This window comes from Corallococcus sp. AS-1-12, from assembly GCF_020036995.1.
Classification (GTDB): Bacteria; Myxococcota; Myxococcia; order Myxococcales; family Myxococcaceae; genus Corallococcus.
This window is the reverse complement of record NZ_JAIQDD010000006.1, coordinates 281481-301738: the sequence shown is the minus strand read 5'-3', so window position 1 is coordinate 301738 and position 20258 is coordinate 281481. Positions and strand designations below refer to the sequence as shown.

At 71.4% G+C, this 20258-nt stretch carries 12 protein-coding genes; 8 read left to right on the top strand and 4 right to left on the bottom strand.

The features are described from left to right. The first annotated feature begins 19 nt into the window (after positions 1 to 19). Entirely contained in the window at positions 20 to 2044 is a 2025-nt protein-coding gene (gene mdoH, locus K8556_RS12915; protein WP_223740354.1) for a glucans biosynthesis glucosyltransferase MdoH, read from the top strand. Positions 2045 to 2086: 42 nt separating this feature from the next. Beyond that, positions 2087 to 3709: a M28 family metallopeptidase gene (locus K8556_RS12910; RefSeq protein WP_223740353.1), complete on the top strand. Its 1623-nt coding sequence runs from the start codon at positions 2087 to 2089 to the stop codon at positions 3707 to 3709. Between the two features lie 6 nt (positions 3710 to 3715). On the opposite strand, the gene K8556_RS12905 is transcribed toward K8556_RS12910, so the two are convergent. Then, positions 3716 to 6862, bottom strand: a complete 3147-nt coding sequence (locus K8556_RS12905; RefSeq protein WP_223740352.1) for an adenylate/guanylate cyclase domain-containing protein — start codon at positions 6860 to 6862, stop codon at positions 3716 to 3718. A 364-nt stretch (positions 6863 to 7226) separates the two neighbouring features. On the opposite strand from K8556_RS12905, the gene K8556_RS12900 reads away from it, so the two are divergent. From K8556_RS12900 to K8556_RS12880, 5 genes are read left to right on the top strand one after another with little or no spacing between them, the layout of a single operon-like run. After that, positions 7227 to 8051, top strand: a complete 825-nt coding sequence (locus tag K8556_RS12900) for a hypothetical protein (protein WP_223740351.1) — start codon at positions 7227 to 7229, stop codon at positions 8049 to 8051. A gap of 4 nt (positions 8052 to 8055) precedes the next feature. Then, positions 8056 to 8868: a TIGR02452 family protein gene (locus tag K8556_RS12895; protein ID WP_223740350.1), complete on the top strand. Its 813-nt coding sequence runs from the start codon at positions 8056 to 8058 to the stop codon at positions 8866 to 8868. A 42-nt stretch (positions 8869 to 8910) separates the two neighbouring features. Further along, on the top strand, positions 8911 to 11160 hold the full coding sequence (locus K8556_RS12890; protein ID WP_223740349.1) for a carboxypeptidase-like regulatory domain-containing protein: 2250 nt from the start codon (positions 8911 to 8913) through the stop codon (positions 11158 to 11160). Between the two features lie 39 nt (positions 11161 to 11199). After that, entirely contained in the window at positions 11200 to 13467 is a 2268-nt protein-coding gene (locus tag K8556_RS12885) for a carboxypeptidase-like regulatory domain-containing protein (RefSeq protein ID WP_223740348.1), read from the top strand. Between the two features lie 27 nt (positions 13468 to 13494). Next, the gene (locus tag K8556_RS12880; RefSeq protein WP_223740347.1) at positions 13495 to 15789 is read left to right on the top strand and encodes a carboxypeptidase-like regulatory domain-containing protein; all 2295 of its coding nucleotides are present in this window, start codon (positions 13495 to 13497) and stop codon (positions 15787 to 15789) included. 44 nt (positions 15790 to 15833) lie between these two features. Here the strand turns inward: K8556_RS12880 and K8556_RS12875 are convergent, their stop codons facing one another. The 3 genes from K8556_RS12875 to K8556_RS12865 form a co-directional block, all read right to left on the bottom strand. After that, entirely contained in the window at positions 15834 to 17294 is a 1461-nt protein-coding gene (locus K8556_RS12875) for a PAS domain-containing sensor histidine kinase (RefSeq protein ID WP_223740346.1), read from the bottom strand. A 203-nt stretch (positions 17295 to 17497) separates the two neighbouring features. Further along, positions 17498 to 18751: a hypothetical protein gene (locus K8556_RS12870; protein WP_223740345.1), complete on the bottom strand. Its 1254-nt coding sequence runs from the start codon at positions 18749 to 18751 to the stop codon at positions 17498 to 17500. Positions 18752 to 18866: 115 nt separating this feature from the next. Beyond that, positions 18867 to 19670, bottom strand: a complete 804-nt coding sequence (locus tag K8556_RS12865) for a GNAT family N-acetyltransferase (protein WP_223740344.1) — start codon at positions 19668 to 19670, stop codon at positions 18867 to 18869. A gap of 126 nt (positions 19671 to 19796) precedes the next feature. Between K8556_RS12865 and K8556_RS12860 the strand changes: the two genes are divergently transcribed. Then, the gene (locus K8556_RS12860) at positions 19797 to 20219 is read left to right on the top strand and encodes a hypothetical protein (RefSeq protein ID WP_223740343.1); all 423 of its coding nucleotides are present in this window, start codon (positions 19797 to 19799) and stop codon (positions 20217 to 20219) included. Positions 20220 to 20258: the final 39 nt, after the last annotated feature.

Genomic DNA, 20258 nt, shown 5'->3' with positions numbered 1-20258 from the left:
ACGGGAGCCCGGAGTCCGCATGAACGCCCAACCCTACACTCCGGCCCTGGCGCGCCCGCGCCGCGTGATGGTGCTGGGCCTGGCGGCCCTGTCCACGGGGTTCGCCTGCGTGGAGATGCACCGGCTGCTCGCGGCCCACGGCACCACGGTGCCGGAGCTGTTCGTGCTGGGGCTGTTCGCGGTGTGCTTCGCGTGGATCGCCCTGTCGTTCTGGAGCGGCGTCGCGGGCTTCATCCACCTGGTGGCCCGGCAGCGGGTGCCGGGGCTGCGCTGGCCTACGGAAGAAGAAGCCGCGAGGCCGCTCACGCGCCGCACCGCGGTGGTGATGCCCGTCTACAACGAGGACCCGGCCGCCGTGTTCGCGCACGTGCAGGCCACGTATGAGTCCATCGCCGCGACGGGGCAGTTGGACGCGTTCGACTTCTACGTGCTGAGCGACTCCACGCGGGCGGAGTCGTGGGTGGCGGAGGAGCTGGCGTGGTCGGAGCTGTGCCGCCGGGTGGGCGGGCAGGGGCGCATCTTCTACCGCCGCCGCTCCGACAACACGGCCAAGAAGGCGGGCAACCTGGCGGAGTTCTGCGAGCGCTGGGGCCGCCGCTACGACTTCCTGCTGGTGCTGGACGCGGACAGCCTGATGGCGGGCGACAGCGTGGTGAAGATGGCCCGGCTGATGGAGCTGAACCCGGGCGCGGGCATCCTCCAGGTGCCGCCGCAGAACGTGGGGCGCTCCACGCTGTTCGCGCGGCTGCAGCAGTTCGCCGGGCGCGTCTATGGCCCCATCGTGGCCGCGGGCGCGGCGGCGTGGCAGTTGGGGGACTCCAACTACTGGGGCCACAACGCCATCCTGCGCATGGCGCCCTTCATCGAGCACTGCGGCCTGCCGGTGCTGCCGGGCCAGCAGCCCTTCGGCGGCCACATCCTCAGCCACGACTTCGTGGAGGCCGCGCTGATGCGCCGCGCCGGCTACACGGTGTGGCTGGTGCCGGAGCTGGGCGGCAGCTACGAGCAGCCGCCGCCGGACCTGCTCGCGTACGCGCAGCGCGACCGCCGCTGGTGCCAGGGCAACCTCCAGCACCTGGGGCTGGTGATGGCGGGCGGCCTGCACCCGATGAGCCGGATGCACTTCCTCATGGGCGTGATGTCCTACGTGGCGTCGCCCCTGTGGCTCATCTTCCTGGTGGCGGGCCTGTTCGCCGCGCTGCACGAGTGGTTCTTCTCGCCCGCGACCCTGGTGACGTTCCAGTCCACGCTGCCCGGCGGAGACGCGTTCGACACGGTGGGCGCGCTGCGGCTGATGGCGCTGTCGCTGGCGCTCCTGTGGGTCCCCCGGCTGATGGGCCTGGGCCTGCTGCTCGCGGACCGCGGGGAGGCCGCGCGGATGGGCGGCCGCTTCAAGCTGGTGCTGAGCGTGTTGCTGGAGGGCGGGGTGTCCACGCTGATGGCGCCGGTGATGATGCTCTTCCAGTCCCACTTCGTGTTCGGGACGCTGTTTGGCTACAAGGTCAACTGGTCCAGCCAGCAGCGCGAGGACACCGATCTGCCCTGGTCGGAGGCGCTGCGCCGGCACCAGTGGCACATGGTGATGGGCGGGGTGCTCGCGGCGCTGACGGTCGCGGTGGCGCCGGGGATGCTGGCGTGGCTGTCGCCGGTCATCGTGGGGCTGTGGCTGTCCCCGGCCATCTCCGTCTTCACCTCCCGCGCGTCGCTGGGCCTGTGGCTGCAGAAGCAGGGCCTGCTCCTCATCCCGGAGGAGGTCGAGCCTCCCACCGTGCTGGTGCGCGCGCAGGAGCTGGCGGAGGAGGGGATGGAGCCGGTGGATGACGCGCTGGACCACGTGCTGACGGACCCTCGCGCGCACGCGCTGCACCTGGCGCTGCTGGAGTCCCACCCGGCGGCGAGCGTCCCCGCGGCGCTGGCCTCCGCCCGGCGCAAGCTGCTGGCGGGCGGGGTGGAGCCGCTGTCCCCGCAGGAGAAGTCCGCGGTGCTGCTGGACGCGCGCACGCTGGCGGAGCTTCGCGGCAGGCGGCTGGGCGCGCAGGCCTGATCCCGGTTGCATGCCCCCGCTTCGCCCTGGATGCTCCGGGGCATGAAACGGGTCTCGTCCGCCGCCGCGCTCGCGCTGTTCGTCTCCTCCGGGGTCTTCGCCGCGGAGGCTCCCGCATCCCAGCCCGCCGAAAATCGTTGGTGGAAGCACGTCGAGGTCCTGGCCAGTGACGCGATGGAGGGGCGCGACACGGGCAGCAAGGGCTACGCGACGGCCGCGGGCTACGTGTCCAGGGAGCTGGCCGCGCTGGGCGTGAAGCCGATGCTGAAGACGGGCTTCCTGCAGCCCATGGTGTTGCAGTCGCGCCGCGTCCTCGAGTCCAGGTCCAGCGTCGCGCTGGTGAAGGACGGCAAGGTGCTGCCGCTGGTGCAGGGCGAGGACGTCGTGCTGTCGTCGCGGCAGGGTGACAACGGCACCGTGGACGCGCCGCTGGTGTTCGTGGGCTACGGCCTGTCCATCCCCGAGCTGGGCCACGACGACTACGCGGGCCTGGACCTGAAGGGCAAGGTGGTGGTGCTGCTCCAGGGCGGGCCGGGCAACATCCCCGGGCCGGTGAAGTCGCACTTCTCTTCGTGGGAAGAGCGGATGAAGGTGCTCAAGGCGGCGGGGGTCGTGGGGGTCGTGTACCTCCAGAACCCGAAGCTGCTGGAGCTGCCGTGGGAGCGCATGGTGGGCGCCAACAAGAACCCCACGGTGGTGTTCGCGGATGCGTCGCTCAACGACTCGCGCGGGTTGAAGGTCGCGGTGGTGGCGAACGTGGAGCGGTCGCAGCAGTGGCTGGAGGGCGCGCCGCACACCTACGAGGAGCTGGTGGCGCTGGCCAACGCGGACAAGCCGCTGCCGAAGTTCGACCTGCCGCTGCGCCTGAAGGCGAAGCTGGCCTTCGACGTGAAGCCGCTCAAGTCCATGAACGTGGTGGGCGTGATGCCGGGCGCGGATCCGGTGCTCGCCAAGGAGTACGTGGTGCTCAGCGCGCACCTGGACCACGTGGGCGTGGGTGAGCCGGTGAAGGGGGACCGCATCTACAACGGCGCCATGGACAACGCGTCCGGCGTGGCGGCGGTGCTGGAGGTCGCGCGGCGGCTGCATGAGCAGCCGCAGAAGCCGAAGCGCTCGGTGGTGTTCGCGCTGGTGACGGGGGAGGAGAAGGGGCTGCTCGGGTCGAAGTACTTCGCGTCCCGCCCGCCGGTGCCCATCACCTCCATCGTGGCGGACTTCAACCTGGACATGTTCATGCCCCACTGGCCGTTCACCTCCGTGGTGGCGCACGGCAAGGACGAGTCCTCGCTCGCGGTGCCGCTGGCGGAGGTGGCGGCGAAGCTGGACGTGCAGGTGCTCCCGGATCCGGAGCCAGACCGCAACCTGTTCGTGCGCAGCGATCAGTACTCGTTCATCCGCGAGGGCGTGCCCGCGCTGTTCTTCAAGTTCGGCTACACGCCGGGGTCGGAGGAGCAGAAGGTGTTCAAGCAGTGGCTGACCGAGCGCTACCACGCGCCGTCGGATGACCTGACCCAGCAGCCCGTGGACCATGAAGGCGCCGCGCGCTTCATCACCTTCCTGACCGTGATGACGAACGCGGTGGCGGATGCCCCCGGCCGGCCGTACTGGAACGACGACAGCTTCTTCCGCCGCTTCGCGAAGCCGGCGCCGGCTCCGGCCCCCTGAGCGCCTTCACGCGTCCAGGCGCGGGTCGTTGACGCCGGGGCGGGCCTCCAGGAAGCGGAGCGCGCAGCGGATGTCGGACGACGCGGTCTCGCGCGGGGCGTTCCGGGCCGCTTCGATGCGGCGGCGCGCGGCGGCCCTGGCGTCGTTGCCTTCGACGCTTCGCGGGGGCGCGGCGTCGGCCTCGGCCAGGTCGAGCGCGGCGTGGAGCAGATCCACGAGCTGGAAGAGGGCAGGGTCGTCGCGCAGCTCGGGGGCGCCCTCCAGGCTGGCGAAGCCCTCCCGCGCGGCGGGCAGTTCACCGCACGCGGCGTCCAGCGCGGCCCGGTGCGCGATGAACCGCAGGGCCTGCCAGCGGGACGCGCGGCCCAGGATGGTGATCGCCTCCGTCAGCGCCGCGCGCGCCTGCTTCCAGTCACCCCGGGCGAGCGAGGCGCGGCCCAGCTCCCCCAGCGCCGTGCCCTCCAGCAGCCGCTGCCCCAGCAGCCGCGACAGGCGCACCGCGGACTCCAGGTGTTCGCAGGCCTCCCCGATGCCGCCCGCGTCCATCAGGTAGCAGCCCAGGTTGATCCTCGCGAGCGCCTGACCCGCGCGGTCCTCCACGCTCAGCGCGCGGCCCAGCGCCTCGCCCAGGAGCATCACGGCCTCGCCGCCGTCGCCCGCCTCGCCGATGGCGACCGCGCAGTTGGTGAGGAAGCCCACCTCGAACGTCACGTCGCCCACCTCGCGGAACAGCGCCAGCGCCGCGCGCAGGTGGGGGATGGCCGCCTCCGGTCCGCGGCGCACCTGTTCGACGAGGCCCAGGTTGCCCACCGCGTAGGCCTCCAGCCAGCGGTCGCTCCCGGAGGGCAGCGCCTGCGCGTCGCGCATCAGCGTCCACGCGGCGGCCCCGTCCCCGGCGTGGCGCGCGACGATGGACAGGTCCACGAGCACGCGCTTCTCCGACGCCGTCTCGCCCAGCGTGTGGAAGACGCCGCGCGCCTCCTCCAGGGCCTGGCGCGCGAACTCCGCCAGGCCCGCGTCCATGTACGAGCGCCCCAGCACCGCCAGCGCCTCCGCGCGCTTCAGCGGCGCCACGGCGACGTGGGCGGACGCCTCCAGCGCCCGCTCCAGCCGCTCCACGAGCAGCCCCACCGGCCCGCGCGTGCGCGCATCCGGCTCCAGCGCCACCAGCGTCTCCAGCGCGCGGCCCAGGGACTCGGCGGTCGCGGGACGGACGGCCATCGCGTTGTCGCACGCGGTCAGCAGGTTCTCGCGCTCCAGGGCCAGCCGCCGCAGCGCCGTCGCGCCGCCCGTCTTGCGCACGCGCTCCCTCAGCCGGCTCGCGACCTGGAGGTACGTGTCCGCGTGCCGGGCCTCGCAGGCCGCCTCGTCTCCCGTCTCGCGCAGCCGCAGCATCGCGTACTCGCGGATGCTCTCGTACAGCCCCAGGCGCAGGAAGCCGCCGGGCGCCCCCACCTCGCGCGCGCAGAGCAGCGACTGGGAGCGCAGCGAGTGCACCACCTCCAGCACGTCCGGAGAGCCCTCCGGCAGCACCAGCACCGCTTCGGCGGCCTCCAGCGTGAAGCCGCCCCGGAACACCGAGCACTGCGCCAGCGCCGCGCGCTCGGCGGGCGCCAGCAGGTTCCACGACCAGTCGATGGCACCCCGCAGCGTCGCCTGTCGCGCGGGGGCGTCCCGCCGTCCCAGGCGCAGCAGATCGAAGCGCTTCGACAGCCGCTCGAGCAGTTGCTCCACGCCCAGCACGCTCACGCGCGCCGCGGCCAGCTCGATGGCCAGCGCGATGCCGTCCAACTGCCGAACGATGTCCGCGACGCGCGGGGCGTCCGCGTCCGTCAGCATGAAGTCGCCGCGCGTCTCCCGGGCCCGCTGCACGAACAGGCGCACCGCGTCCGAGCGCAGGATGACGTCCCAGCGCGCCTCGTCCGGATCCGGCAGGCCCAGCGGGGCCAGGTCCAGCACGCGCTCCCCGGGCAGGCGCAGGGCCTCTCGCGTGGTGACGAGGAAGCGCGCGCGCGGCGCCAGCACCCGCCAGCGCCCCAGCGTCGCGGGCACGTGCCGCACCACCTGCTCCACGTTGTCCAGGATGACCAGCACGTCGCCACACCCCGCGAGCGCGTGCCCCAGCCGCTCCGAGGGCGTGCTGCCGTCTCCGTCCGCCGTGAGCGGCACGCCCAGGGCCCGGCCCACCGCGTGGCAGAGGTCGCCCTCCGTCACCGCCTCCTCCAGGTCGCACCGCCAGACGCCGCCCTCCCACGTGCCCGCGTCCGACGCCAGCGCGCCGAAGTGCGTGGCCAGCCGCGTCTTGCCCATGCCGCCCGGGCCCAGGATGCTGATCAGCCGCGCGCCCTCCGACACCCACTGGCGGAGCGTGTCCAGCTCCTCCGCGCGCCCCACCAGGTCCTGCCTCAGCGTGGGCACGTTGCCGGGCCGCTCGCGCGGGGCGCGCAGGGGGCCGAAGCGGCGGTGCGCGAGGGACGCGGGCAACAGCTCCACCAGCGCCACGCTGTCGCTCACGCCGCGCAGGCGGAAGGACCCCAGCGCGCGCGCGATGGGCATCCCCAGCGCGGCCAGCTCCGGCTGGACGCGGGCCCACGCCGCGCCGCTCAGCAGCACCTGTCCGCCGTGCCCCGCGTCCGCGACCCGCGCCGCGATGTTCACCGGAGGCCCCAGGTAGTCCAGCCGGTGCGTGGCCGGATCCAGGCGGCAGTCGGGCTCGCCCACGTGCACGCCCATGCGCACGCGCAGCCCCCGGTGGCTCAGCCCCTCCGGCGTGTGCTCCTCCGCGGCGTCCGGTTCATCGAGCAACGCCTCCGGCCAGCTCGCGTGCAGCAGCGCCTCCTGCGCGCGCAGGCACCAGTGCGCCGCCTCCACCGCAGAGGCGAACGCGACCATGAAGGCGTCGCCCTGCGACTTCACCTCGTAGCCGTCGGTGCCCGCGAGCAGCGCGCGCAGCACGCCGTCATGCAGCTCCAGCGCGTCGCGCATGGCCTGGCCGCAGCGCTCCCACAGCCGCGTGGACCCCTGGATGTCCGTGAAGACGAGCGCCACCGAGCCGGTGGGCGGCAGGTGCCGGGCGGACGGCGGAGCACATACGGAGGCGCCTTCGTCGGCCGGGGGCGCGACGACCGTGAGTCTTCGGAAGGGCTCTCCCATCTCCCGCTCTCCCCGATGCCAGGAACCCCCACCCGCTCCCACCCTCCTGTCGCCCGTGAGGGTGACGCCCGTGCCGCTGGCGCTCCACATGGAAAGCAGTACGGGCTGGAACGGCAACGCGCACCTGCCGGGCGGGGTCGTGCGCCGCTACTGAGCAATTGTGATCGCGCCGCGCGCGCATCCATCCATGGACGACACCCGCATGGCCCCGCGGGGCTGGCCGTCACCGCCTGCCCGCTCGCCGCCACCGCCGGGGTCTGTCAGGCCCCATTCCAAGGAGGACGGGGGGCCGTGTTAGGACGGAGACACGTCCCGTCCCCGCGGCACGAGCGCGAGGGCGCGACGCCTCTTCCTGGAAGGACTCATGCGTTCGACTTCGGCACTGGCGTTGATGATGGCTTCCCTCGCGGTGGGCGCGCTTTCGGCCTGCGGCGACGACAAGACGGACAACACCCCGGACTCGGGCACGGACGCGGGCACGAACACGGACGGCGGCACCAGCACGGGCAACGGCCAGTGCCCGGCCTCCGCGTACATCTGCGAGGACTTCGAGAAGGGGGAGAACGGCTGGCGTCAGCCGGACGAGGACCACCACGCCACCATCGCCATCGACGGCACGCGCCCCCGCTCCGGCCGCAACGCGGTGCACGTGAAGACGGACCCTGGCTACAACGAGGACACGGGCTCGGGGGATCAGCAGGCCATCGCGCACCTGCGCAAGGACATCCCTGCGTTCGGCACGAAGCTCTACACGCGCGCGTACGTGTACCTGAACCGGGCCTCGCCGGTGGGCGTGATGGGGACGTACTTCATCCTCTTCTCGCCGAAGGACAACGACTTCGGCGGCATCGAGCTGCAGGGCATGCACAACGGCGCCTTCGCGCTGGATGACTGGAGCGGCATCAAGGGCACGGGCTGGAACCTCCAGGAGGACACGAAGGTCACGGTGTCACCCAACACGTGGACCTGCATCGAGTGGGGCGTGGAGCGCGCGGACAGCTCCGCCACCACGGGCCACGCGCTGGTGTGGGTGGACGGCAAGCAGGCCTACGACTTCCCGAACGTGGGCATCCGGCCGTTCACCAACTTCGGGGTGGGCTACGGCTTCGTGCACCCGAAGGGCGACTCCGAGTCGGAGACGTGGATCGACGACCTCGCGGTGGCGCCCGAGCGCATCGGCTGCGAGTGACGCCATGTCGTTGAACCGCGTCGCGGACGAGACCCTTCACATCCTGGAGCAGGGCACGTACGTGCCGCTGTCCGGGAGGCCGGTGTCCATCCGCGACGCGGTGGCGCGCGCGGTGGAGGGCACCGTGCTGGTGCGCCCCGGGGACTTCGAGCGCCTCACGCGGCCCGCGCCGGTGCCGCGCTTCACCATCGAGGTGACGCCGGAGAAGACGGGCGATGCCGCGCGCCGGCTGGTGGAGCAGGAGGGCGAGCAACGGGTGCTGGCGCTCAACTTCGCATCGGCGGTGAACCCGGGCGGCGGCTTCCTCACGGGCGCGAAGGCGCAGGAGGAGGACCTGGCGCGGTGCTCGGCGCTGTACCCGTGCCTGTTGAAGTGGCCGGAGTACTACGACGTGAACCGCAAGCTGCGCTCGCCGCTGTACACGGACCACTTCATCTATTCGCCGGACGTGCCGTTCTTCCGCAACGAGCACCACGATCTGCTGGAGCGGCCGTTCTCCGTGTCGGTGCTGACGGCGCCCGCGCCCAACGCGAGGGAGCTGCCGGCGAAGGATCCGGAGGTGGCGCAGAAGCTGCGTGAGGTGTTGTCCGCGCGGGCGCTCAAGGTGTTGCAGGTGGCGGCGCATCACGGGCACCGCACGCTCATCCTGGGGGCGTGGGGCTGCGGCGCGTTCCGCAACAACCCGCACGACGCGGCGGAGGCCTTCGCGCGAGGGCTGTCCACGATGGCGGGCGCGTTCAGCCGCGTGGTGTTCGCGGTGTACGAGCGCGGCGGGAAGGGGCCGAACCTGAGCACCTTCCGCGAGCGCTTCGGCTGAGGGCCTGTCTGGCGTTCATGCGCGCCTGCTAGGCTTGGGCGCATGCGATGGAGCTGGGTGGGGCTCTTGGCCGTGGTGCTCGCGTGCGCGGGCGCGTCGAATCAGACGCCGGTGTCCGTGTCCGAAGCGGCGCGGCTCACGGTGCTGGCGAAGGACGCGGAGGGTCATCCGCTTCCCGGCATCGTGTTCCGGATCCGGCAGGCCTCGGTGGATCCGCCCGAGCTCTTCAGGGGCACGACGGATGCCCGGGGCGAGGCCACGTTGACGGTGCCGCCCGGCTGGTACGTCTTCACCGCCGAGGCCCCGGGTTACCAGACGTTCGTGGACCCGGACGTGCGGATCGGGCGTGAACACCCGGCCACTGTGACGATGACGCTCGGGCCCTCCAAGGCCGTCCCCGGGCGCGTGGTGGATGGCGCGGGCCAGCCCATTCAGGCCGTGTCGCTCTCGTGGATCCCGGCGGACACGACGGCGCCCCGGCTGGACCTCGAGGGGAACCCGGACGGAACCTTCCGGTTCGAAGGCATGGGGCCCGGCCCGGGCGTGTTGCTGGCACGTCGCAGCGGCTACAGCGACGCGCGGTGGGTGTACGACGCGCGACCGGTGGCGCTGACGCTCGTCCTGCGCGAGCAGGGCACGCTGCGGGTGACTGGCTTCGCGCCGGATGGACGTCCGGTGGACTGGCCGCACGTGACGCTCCAGGCGCTCGAACCCGTGGTGGAAGAGGGCATCTGGTTTGACGAGCACGTGAAGGACGCCAGGGTGTACCGGGGCCTGGAGGCAGGGCGCTACCGGGTGACGTTCACCCATTCGGTGGGAGATGACGCGACGTGGACCACTTCCACGGAAGTGGGGGTCGTGGCGGGGCAGACCCGCGAGCTTGCGCTCCGCCTCGAGGGTGTGACGGAACGCGCGCCGCTGCGGGGCCGGGTCGTCGGCGCGGATGGCCAGCCCCTGGCGGATGTTGGGCTGAGCGCCTCGGTGGGTGATGCGAGGAAGGATGCCTTCGCGAGCGAGAGTTCCACCCGGACCGACGCGGAAGGGCGCTTCACGTTGGAACATCTGTCGCGGGGACCGGTCCGCGTGGAGGTCTCCCGTGGCACCGCGAAGGTCGCGTTCGAGCCGGATGCGAAGGACGTGACGCTGGAGCGGCGTCCCAGTCCCTTCGTGGAGGGACGCGTGATGGGCCCGGACGGAAAGGCCCTGACCCGTTTCAAGGTGAACTCGGATCCCTACGAGGATCCGGAAGGGCGCTATCGCTGCTTCTTTGAAGGATTCGGGCCCGCGAGCCTCTTCTTCGCGGCGGAGGGGCTCGCGAACACGCGCACGCGGGTGGAGCTCCGGGAGGAGCGGACCGTCCTGCCAGACGTGACCCTGAAGGCAGGCCGCACCGTGCGCGTCCGGCTCGTGCGGGAGAACGGGCAGCCCGCCACGTCAAAGGGAAGAATCGAACTGCGGCCGTTGCCCGGGCGCGAGTCGGCGTTCGCCTGGTCCCAGCCGATCCTGGGCGTGGATCCGGATGGCCGCTACGTGCTGGAGCACGTGCCGCGCGAGCCGTTCATCCTCGATGCGGAGACGAAAGAAGAAGGAACGGCCTCACAGCCTTTGAGCGCGGACGTGGAAGAGGTGACGGTGCCGCTCGGTCCGGAGGCCACGCTGGCTGGCACGATGGTGGACGAAGCCGGGCGCCCCTTGCAGCGCTTCAGCCTGATGGTCGGGTGCCAGGTCTATCCCGACCGGTTGCCCGTCACCGACGCGGAGGGACGGTTCAGGCTGCCGGTCGTCCCGGAGCGCGAGTGTGTCTTGCGCGTCTATCCACCCAATGGACCCGCCGGTTGGCCCATGCCCCCATTGCGAGTCTTCTGGCCCCTGCGGTTCAACAGTGGCCGTCCAGGAGGGACGGTCCAGGTGGAGCTGCGGCCGTACACGGGGCCTGCTTCCGTGCAGGTCTCGTTTCCGGATGCGGGCGAGTGGGACAGGGTCCTCCTCGTCCCGGGGGACGTGCCGATGCCGTCGACGGCGGACGCCATGGACGCGCTGATCGCTTCCGCCGCCGAACCGGATATGGCCCCCGCCGAGCAACGCCCGGAGCGAGAGGACGAGAACGAGTTCTATCGCTCCAGACGTGAGCCCCGGTTCAGCCACCTGCCGCTGGGGCGCTACACGGTGTTCGTGCTCGGAAACCTGGATGGGGTCGTCGCGCTCCGCTACTCCGTGAACCTCACGGAGCCGGGCGTCCACAGGTTCGAGACGAAGCGCGCCGTGGTGGGGGGCGTGCGTTTCGTTCCCTGACGGGGCCATTCCTCACGATGTCCTGCTACGCTGCGGGGCATGCGATGGAGCTGGGTGGGGCTCTTGGCCGTGGTGCTCGCGTGCGCGGAGGCGCCGCAGCCGGTGTTGAAGCGATGGCCGCTCGATGAGGTGGCGGTGCGCGTCCGCGTCGTGGATGCGGCGAATCAGCCGGTTCCGGGTGTGTCCCTGGTGGCGCGCCGCGCGGATCGCGGGTCGACCGTTGCCAGAGGGGGCACCACGGATGCGAACGGCACGGCCCTCCTTCGGGTGATGCCGGGCTGGTATGTCCTCCAGGCGGAGGCGCCCGGCTTCGTCAGTGTGATCCGGACGGATGCGCGGGTCCCTTTCGGTGAAGAGGTTCGCTGGGACATGACGCTGGTGCGCGCGGCGCCGTTCGCGGGCCGCGTGGTGGATCTGGAAGGGCGGCCCGTCACGGGGGCACGGCTTGAGCTCGGCCTCTCCGACGAGGCGGCCGTGCCCGTCCCGCCAACCGAGAGCGACGCGGAAGGGCGCTTCCACTTCGACAGCGTGCCCGCTGGCACCGTCAAGCTTCGCGCGGAGAAGGACGGCTGGAGCCCGACCCGGTTGGAGCTCGCGGCGCCCGCACCGGAGGTGACGGTGGTGATGGGGGGACTCGGCAAGATGCGGGTCCAGGTGCTGGATCCCCAGCGGCGTCGAATGCCCGAGCCGTCCGTGTGGATCTCGCTCGCGGAGGAAGGCGAACCTCCGATCACGAAGCGCTGGACGCATGTCCCCGAGGCCATCTTGTTCCTGGCCCTTCCCGCGGGGCGCTACCTCGTCGCGGGCCGATACGAGCCCTCGGAGGGCTGCGCGTGGCAGCGTGTCATCGAGGTCCAGGTGCTTCCGGGCCAGCAGGCGGAGGCGACGGTGAGCTTCGAAGGGGTTGAGGGCGTCGGGCCGTGGCGCGCGCGGGCGATGGACGACAAGGGAAGAGCGCTCGGAGGTGGAACGGTAACGGCCTGGATGGGGGAGAGCGGCGAGGACGCCCTGGGGCTGCGCGGAAGCTGCAAAGCCCGGGTGGAGCAGGATGGAACCTTCACGCTTTCACGTGTGCTCGGGCCTCCGTTCCAGGTGGTCTGGAACTCCGACGAACCGTCGCCGACGCGGATGCTGAAGGGCCCGTTCGGGGAGGGGTCGGGTGAGGCGCTGGTATTTCCCCCCGAGGTCGGAGCTCTGAAGGGTCGTGTCGTGCGCCCGGATGGATGGCCCGTGGGTTACTTCGAGGTCAGCGGCGTCCCCGTGAACAATCCGCGGGGCGAGTACGTGCAGTCCGTGTGGATGACCCAGACCCATCAGTGGGTCATCGACGTGCTGGGATTCGCTCCCGCACTCGTGCGCGCGCAGGGGCGGGTTGGGGAGGTGCTCCAGGTCCCGGACGTTGTGCTCGACGAGGGCCGCACCGTGCAGGGCCGCGTCTTCGCGAGGGACGGACGCACCGGCGTGCCTGACCAGGAGGTCCAGCTCGTGGAGGCGTTCGAGCTGGGCAGCCCCCGGCCGAATCGCCCGCGGACGGTGATGACCGACGCGGAGGGGCGCTTCCGCTTCGAGCATGTGGCGGGCCGGCGCCAGTACCTGCGCGTGGATGCGAAGGAACACGGGACGGTGCTCCAGGCGCTCGAACCCGATGCGTCGGCGGTGCGGTTGCGGCTGGTGCCCCACGCGCGGTTGCATGGCTCCGTGACGGATGGGGCGCGGGTTCCGCTGGCGGGAGTGGACCTCAAGATCCGCTGCGACGGTGGATTCAAGGCGAGCACTGAAACGGATGGGGCGGGCCGCTACGCCGTGAACATCCCGGGAGACCGCGAGTGCTTCCTGCATCCTGTCGTGAGCCCCCTGAACGTCCGGGATTCATTCCTTCCGCCTCCGGTGTCCTTCGGCCCGACGCGGCTCCGGCTGACGCCCGGCTCGCGCCATGAGCTGGACCCTGCGCCTCGCCAAGGCGCTGCCTCACTGAAGGTGAGCGTCGAGGCGTCTCGCGAGTTCGTCACCGCGTTCGTGCTGCCAGGAGACATCCCATGGCCCCGCTCGCCCGAAGCCTTGGATGCGCTCATCCGTGCCGGCTCCGGTTCGGATGGCAATGATGACGGCATCACTCCCTTGTTCATGTTGGGGGCGGTCTTCCATTTCAGCCATCTTCCCCTGGGGCACTACACGCTCTTCATCCGGGACGAGATGGATGGAGCGGACGCCATCCTGCGCGTGCCCGTGGAGCTGACCCGGGCCGGCGTGCACGTCATCCGGTCCGAGCGGCCCGGTCTTGGGGACGGAAGGCCATACACGCGCTGACGTGAGCCCATCGCGTATGCTTCCCGCATGCGATGGAGTTGGGTGGGGCTCGTTGCCGTGGTGCTCGCTTGCGCGGAGGCTCCGCGCACGGTGCGCAAGAAGACCCGATGGCCCGTGGACGAGGTGGCGTTCACCGTCCGGACCGTGGATCCGGCGGGACAGCCCGTGCCCGGGGTTGCGCTGGTGGCTCGCCGCGCGGACGAGGGGAGTCTGATCACCCGGTCCGGTACTTCCGACGCGACCGGGACGGTGCGGCTTCGGGTGATGCCGGGCTGGTATGTCCTCCAGGCGGAGGCGCCTGGCTTCGTGCGCACGCTCCACACGGACGCGCGGATTGCTCCGGGTGCGGAGGCCCGACTCGATTTGACGCTGAAACGTGCGGCGCCGTTCGCGGGCCGCGTGGTGGATCTGGAAGGACGGCCTGTCGCGGGAGCGCAAGTCCGGATCACTCCCACCGGGGAGGAGGAATCCGCGCTGCATGGCGAAAGCGATGGGGACGGCCGCTTTCGCTTCGACAACGTGCCCGCGGGAACCGTGAAGCTCCTCGCGGAGAAGGATGAATGGAGCCCCACGCGGCTGGAACTCGCAACGCCACAGCCGGCGCTGACGGTGGTGATGGGCGGACTCAGCTCGCTGCGGGTCCAGGTGCGCAGGCCTGACGGCAAGCTGTCGTCCGCCGCTTCCGCCTGGATCTCCGCCGAGGATAAAGAGCGCTCCTACGAGCTGTTCCCGGAGGAGAGCGCTGACGCGATGATCTTCCAGAACCTTCGCGCCGGGCGCTACCGCGTCTCTGGCAGGTACGCTCCCGGGTCCGGCGACTGTGTGTGGACTCGCGCCATCGAGGTCCAGGTCCTTCCGGGCCAGCGCGTGGAAGCGACGGTGAGCTTCGAAGGAATCCAGGATGTTGGACCCTGGCGAGGCGTGGCCGTGGACGCCGAAGGCAAGGCGCTTGCCTCGGGGCAGGTGACGGCCTGGCTGGGGCAGGGATCGCTGAATGGCGCGGGCATGAATGGCCGGTGCGAAGTCCGCGTGGAGCCGGATGGCTCCTTCGCCCTTCCGCACGTGTTCCAGGCCCCGGCCAGCCTGGAGTGGGCCACCCACCGCTCCATGCGCTGGTGGGTCAGCGAGCCGCTTCCAAGGGGAACGGGAGAACGGGTGACGTTCCGTCCCGGCATCGGATTGCTGAAGGGACGCATCCTGCGGCCGGATGGGCGGCCCCAGGAGCACTTCAAGGTCCACGAATATTCCGAAGAGGATCCGCGTGGCGAATACGCCCTGAACGTCCCGTCGTCCCACACGTACCAGTGGGTCATCCACGCGGAGGGCTTCGCGCCCGCGCTCGTGCGGGCGGAGGGACGTGAGCACGAAATCCTCACCGTCCCGGATGTCGTCCTCGACGTGGGCCGCACCGTGCACGGGCGCGTCGTCTCTGAGGATGGCAAGACGGGTGTGCCCGGGCAGGAGGTCGCGCTCGTGGAGGTCTTCGACCTGGAGACGAAGTGGAGGCGTCGGCCTCACACGGTGACGACCGACGCGGACGGGCACTTCCGGTTCGACCATGTGGCCGGCCGCCACCTGTTCCTGCGCGTGGACGCGAAGGCGCAAGGGACCGTCCTTCATGGGCTCGAACCCGATGAGGTGTCGGTGCAGTTGCGGCTCGTGCCGGGCGCGGAGCTCGAGGGCGCCGTGACGGATGGGGCGCGGGTTCCTCTGGCCGGGGTGAGCCTGGAGGTTCGTTGCGAAGGTGGATTCAAGGCGAACGCCAGAACCGACGCCGTGGGCCATTACGCGATGAGCGTTCCGGCGAATCGCCCGTGCTTCCTGCACGCCGAAGCAAGTCCCTTGAACGTCTTACCAAGGGCCCGACCGCCGCGGGTGTCCTTCTCTCCGCGGCTGATCAACCTGGCTCCGGCTTCGCATCACCGGTGGGACTTCGAGCCAAGGCAGGGCCCCGCTGACCTGCAAGTGAGCGTCAAGGCGTCCCGCGAGTTCGTCACGGCGTTCGTCCTGCCGGGAGACCTCCCCTGGCCAGACTCACCCGGAGCCCTGGATGAGCTCATCCGGGCCGGCTTCGCACCGGAGCCCTGGGTGATGTCCAGGGTGTCGGAGGATGGGGACTCCCTCTTCGTCCCCAGCTTCATGTCAGGAGCGCGCTTCGACTTCAGGCGATTGCCCCTCGGGCACTACACGCTCTTCATCCGGGAGGAGGAGAGCGGGCTCGACGAACTCCTGCGCATCCCCGTGGACCTGTCCCGGGACGGCGTGCATGCCGTCGACTCGGAGCGGCCCGCTCAGAAGGGCGGAAGGCTGTACACGCGCTGACGTGAGCCCAGGTGGAGGCACGTGGCTCGTGCCCTGAAGCCCGCCTACGCCCCGTCCACCGGCAGGGTCACCACGAACGCGGCGCCGCCGCCGGGCGCGTCCTCCACCCAGACGCGGCCGCCGTGCGCTTCAAGAATCTGCTGCACGATGTAGAGCCCCAGCCCCAGGCCCCCCGTGCGCGCGGAGCCCTGCACCTGGGCGAAGCGCTGGAAGATGCGCTCGCGCTCGGCGGCCGGGACTCCCGGGCCGCCGTCTCGCACGGTCAGCCGCAGGTGCCCGTCCTGACGGCGCAGCGCCACCTGCACCGGCGTGCCCTGGCCATACCTCAGCGCATTGGAGAGGAGGTTGCTCACCACCTGCTCCATCCGCAGCCTGTCGAACCGGCACGGCGCCGGCCCCTCCACGCGCGCGTCCAGCTCCACCCCGGCCTGCTTCGCCTCGTCACCGACGCGCGCCACCAGGTCCTGCACCAGCGGCGCCAGGTCTCCTCGCGCCAGCTCGAAGTCCAGCTTGCCCGTGCGGATGCGGCTCACGTCCAGCAGGTTGTCCAAGAGCGCCGCCAGCCGCTTGAGCTGCCGGTCCGCCGCGTCCAGCCGCACCGTGACCTTCTCGGAGCCCACGGGCTCGTGGCCCTTCGACTCGGACATGCGCCGCAGCAGGTCCACCTGCAGGCGCAGCGACGTGAGCGGCGTGCGCAGCTCGTGGCTCGCCACCGACAGGAAGTCGTCGCGCGTGCGCACCGCCTCCTGCAACGCGTGCTCCGTCTCCTTCAACGCGGTGATGTCCAGGATGGCCCCGCGCACCACCATCACCTTGCCGTTCGCGTCGCGGATGACCCGCGACCGGCTGTTCAGCCAGTGCCAGGTGTCGTCCGGCCAGTGCGTGCGGAAGGTGGAGGAGTACGACAGCACGTCGTTGTGGAAGATGGCCGCCACCTGCGCCTCCACCTCCGGCCGGTCCTCCGGATGCAGCGACGCGAGGAACCGCTCGTGCGTCCACTCCTCCAGGGGCTGCGGGTAGCCGTAGAGCCGGTCATGCCCCTCCGAGCGGAACACCTGCCCGGTGACGAGGTTCGTCTCCCAGACCGCCATCTGCGCGGACTCCAGCGCCACCTGGAACCGCTCGCCCAACTGGCGGAAGCGCTCCTCGGTGCGGGCGACCTCGGTCTCCGCGCGCTGACGGCGGGTGATGTCCGTGGCCAGCACCCACATCTCGCCGCCCACCGGGCGCACGGACAGCTCCAGCCAGACGCCCGACGGCAGCTCCGACAGGAAGCGCGAGGGCTCGCGCGTGGTGAGCGCGTCCAGCAGCCGCTCGTGCAACGTCGTGCCGGCCAGCATCGGCTGGGCCGCCCACGGCGTCAGGCCCTGGCAGGTGCCATACGGCAGGCCCAGCAGCGATGCGGCGCGGTGGTTGAGCTCATGGATGGTCCCCTGCGCGTCGAGCGCCAGGAACGCCTCGGCCATCATCTCCCGCAGGACCTGCAGGCGGGTCTGCGCGGACATGCTGGCCTCGTCGGCCGGGACCGGGGGCTGGGTCGCGTCTGGCTGTGTGCGCGCGGCCGCCGGGCGCGGTGAGGACGCATCGTCCTGGGACGCTTGGCGAACAGGTTCGAACGGACCACCGGGCAGGGGACTCATCGGGGTTGCACGCTCCCGCACGGCCCCCGCGCCCGTCAAGCCAGCGCAGGGGACGTCCAGGCCGTCTGTCAGCCCAGCGGATCCGTGAGGGGTTCAGGCATGACCCACAGCTCCGTGGGCCGGGTGTAGGCCTGCTCGAACGCGAAGAGGATTCCGTTCCACCGGTCCCAGAAGTCCGCCCAACTGTACTCGCAAGGAGGGGAGGTGAGCGGGTTTCCGTCGCGGTCCGGCTGGGCATACGCATAGTCCGCGTAGGTCCAGCGCACGGTGCCGAAGTCCGTCATCAGGAAGGGCGTCAGTATCTGGAGCACGGCCGCGCGGGACACCTCGTCGGTGGGCGAGCTCGCGGGCGTGAAGACGGACTGGGCCTGGTCGTGCTGTTCGCGCCACGCGACGAAGTTGGTGCCCATGGCGACGAGCGCGTCACGGCGCGCGGGCGTGGGCGCGAGCCGGGCGTCCTCGTAGAGCGCGAACGCGGCGATGAGCAGGCTCTTCCACTGCATGCCGGGGAAGAGCAGGTCCATGCGGGTGGGGCGCGGCGAGTCCTCCGCGTGCGCGACGGCGTACGCATACGCCTGCTGTGCCTGCGCGTTGCTGGCGCCCGCCAGGGTGAACTCGGTGAGCACGCGCGCGGGGGTGATGGACCCGGTGGCCGCGGCGCGCCAGTCCAGGTACAGCCGCGCCGAACCGCCGATGTCGTTGAAGATGGCGAGGTTGCCTTCGTGGAGCGTGCGCTCCAGCGTGATGACGATGGCCTCCACCTTGTCGAGCGGGGCCGTGCCCGGAGCGCTCCAGTACAGCGCGCCCATGCGCGACGCGGTGGCCAGCAGGGTGCGCGTGTCCCCGAGCGCCGAGACGTTGAGCGCGCTCGTCATCACGCTGAGGGCCGTGGCCGCGTCCACCGTCAGGCCCTGCGCGATGAGCTGGAGGGACAGATCCTGGAGCCGCAGGCGCAGCACGCCGCTCAGCCCCAGCCGGTCCAACGCGTTCGTCAGCGACAGGGAGGGCTGGAGCCGCGCGCTGTCGATGAAGTGCCGCGCGAGCGCCGCGCCGTACATGCCCTTGCCGCCGGCTTGCGACGCGTGCGGCGCGAAGGTGAACCAGTTGGGACGCGCGCTGCTGGTGCCGCCGGGTTGCAGCGTGGGGTCGATGATGCCGCCCAGCTCATACGCGATGCCGATGTAGCCCAGCGTGATGGTGCGGTTGTCCTCCAGCGGCGTGGGCGCGGACTGCGCCTGCGCGGAGGTGAAGGCCAGGACGAGGAGCGTGCCGAGGAGCGCGGCCGTGGAGCGGAGCGCGCGGGTGCGAGAGGGAGTCGCCAAGGTGGGGTCCAAGGGTTGGGGGAGCTGCTCGACCAAGCTAGGCAGCGGGGGCGGTGGTCCAACCCCCGTCCCCCACGGGCGGCCTCCGGAGGTGTTGACTGGAGGACGCCCGGCTTCACGCTCCCTTCGGGGCGGCGAAGTACGACACGAACGGCGCCACGTCCCGGTAGCCCATGCGGCGGTACACGGGCGCGCCGGCCTCCGTGGCGTGCAGCACCGTGCGCTCCAGCCCCCATGCCTGCCTGGCCTCCTCCAGCGCGCGCCGCATCACCGTCTCCGCGGCGCTCTTGCGGCGGTGCTCCGCGAGCGTCGCGACGAGCGCGATGTAGACGATGCCGTCCACGCGCAGCGCCACCGTGCTCGTCGACGGCTCGCCGTCGTGGCAGCCGACGAAGGCCCGGGCCTCGGGGCCGAAGATGCCGGGGGCGGCCAGGGCTTCACGGCCCAGCGCCTGGGGCGTGTCGTAGCTCGCGGCGTTCACGTCCGCGACGGCGTTGTAGCCCCAGGTGTCGCGCACCGGCCGCAGGTCGAGCGGAGGCAGCGGCCGCACCGGCTCCAGCAGCCGGTCCGCCACCATGCCCGTCGTGGCCATCCCCGGCTTGAGCCCCCGCGAGGCGAGCAGCGCGTCCGCCCGCTCCCGCAGCTCCGGCGTCAGCCACCGCGGCGTCAGCGTGAAGGCCCACCCGTGCGGCCCCTGCGCGAAGTAGCTCGCGGCCGAGTCCACCGCGCGCAGCAGCTCCGCCTCCGTCTCCGCCGGCCGGTGGAGGAACGCCATGTTCATCAGCGACCACGTCACGTGACCCGCGGTGATGAACACGTCCGCGCGCTCCACGACCTCTCCGTGGGGCAGGCCCAGCGTCATGAGCCTCCAGGCTCCACGGAACTGCGCATGCGATTCGTCGATCTCGGCTCGCGACATGAGGGAGGTCTCCAGCAGGGTCCAGGAAGTCGGATTCTCCGCATTCACGGCGGCCCACGTCTACGTGCGTGAGGGGAGGGGCCCTGCTAAAGCGGGTGCGCAACCCGGTGCGAGGAGTGGGTCGCGATGACTCCAATGGAAGGGCAGTCCTGGCAGACGACCTGCCGGGTCTGTGGCAGGCAGACCTGTCCGAAGCCGGAGGCGGTGGCCTCCTGGATGCGCACGATGCTGGACCGCGTGCACGGCGCGCAGATGCGCGGCGCGGGGCGAAGGGGGCTGCGCGAGGCCCTGGCCATGGAGGGCGTGCTGATCACCACGCACCTGGAGGTGTGGTCGCGGGCGCTGGAGGGCGTGTGCCCGGACTGCATCGCACAGGTGGCGCCGGAGACGGACGCGAAGCTCCAGGACCCCGAAGCGATGCATGAAGCGGCGCTCGCGCGCTGGCGCACCTCCGCGCCGGAGCTGGTCAGCGACGCGGTGGAGTCCGCGGTGGAGGACACGCTCCAGGCCGCGCGCGAGGCCGCGACCCGGAACAAGCCGCCCCCCTGAGCTGCCCCAGGGGGCCAGCTCGAAACGCAGCCGGCCTCG

What these genes read in the sequence shown, in the direction of transcription:
- K8556_RS12910 (WP_223740353.1), top strand. Translation starts at nt 2,087, where the DNA reads ATGAAACGGGTCTCGTCCGCCGCCGCGCTCGCGCTGTTCGTCTCCTCC.
- K8556_RS12895 (WP_223740350.1), top strand. Translation starts at nt 8,056, where the DNA reads ATGTCGTTGAACCGCGTCGCGGACGAGACCCTTCACATCCTGGAGCAG.
- K8556_RS12885 (WP_223740348.1), top strand. Translation starts at nt 11,200, where the DNA reads ATGCGATGGAGCTGGGTGGGGCTCTTGGCCGTGGTGCTCGCGTGCGCG.
- K8556_RS12880 (WP_223740347.1), top strand. Translation starts at nt 13,495, where the DNA reads ATGCGATGGAGTTGGGTGGGGCTCGTTGCCGTGGTGCTCGCTTGCGCG.
- K8556_RS12900 (WP_223740351.1), top strand. Translation starts at nt 7,227, where the DNA reads ATGCGTTCGACTTCGGCACTGGCGTTGATGATGGCTTCCCTCGCGGTG.
- K8556_RS12875 (WP_223740346.1), bottom strand. Translation starts at nt 17,294, where the DNA reads ATGTCCGCGCAGACCCGCCTGCAGGTCCTGCGGGAGATGATGGCCGAG.
- K8556_RS12905 (WP_223740352.1), bottom strand. Translation starts at nt 6,862, where the DNA reads ATGGGAGAGCCCTTCCGAAGACTCACGGTCGTCGCGCCCCCGGCCGAC.
- mdoH (WP_223740354.1), top strand. Translation starts at nt 20, where the DNA reads ATGAACGCCCAACCCTACACTCCGGCCCTGGCGCGCCCGCGCCGCGTG.
- K8556_RS12860 (WP_223740343.1), top strand. Translation starts at nt 19,797, where the DNA reads ATGACTCCAATGGAAGGGCAGTCCTGGCAGACGACCTGCCGGGTCTGT.
- K8556_RS12890 (WP_223740349.1), top strand. Translation starts at nt 8,911, where the DNA reads ATGCGATGGAGCTGGGTGGGGCTCTTGGCCGTGGTGCTCGCGTGCGCG.
- K8556_RS12865 (WP_223740344.1), bottom strand. Translation starts at nt 19,670, where the DNA reads ATGTCGCGAGCCGAGATCGACGAATCGCATGCGCAGTTCCGTGGAGCC.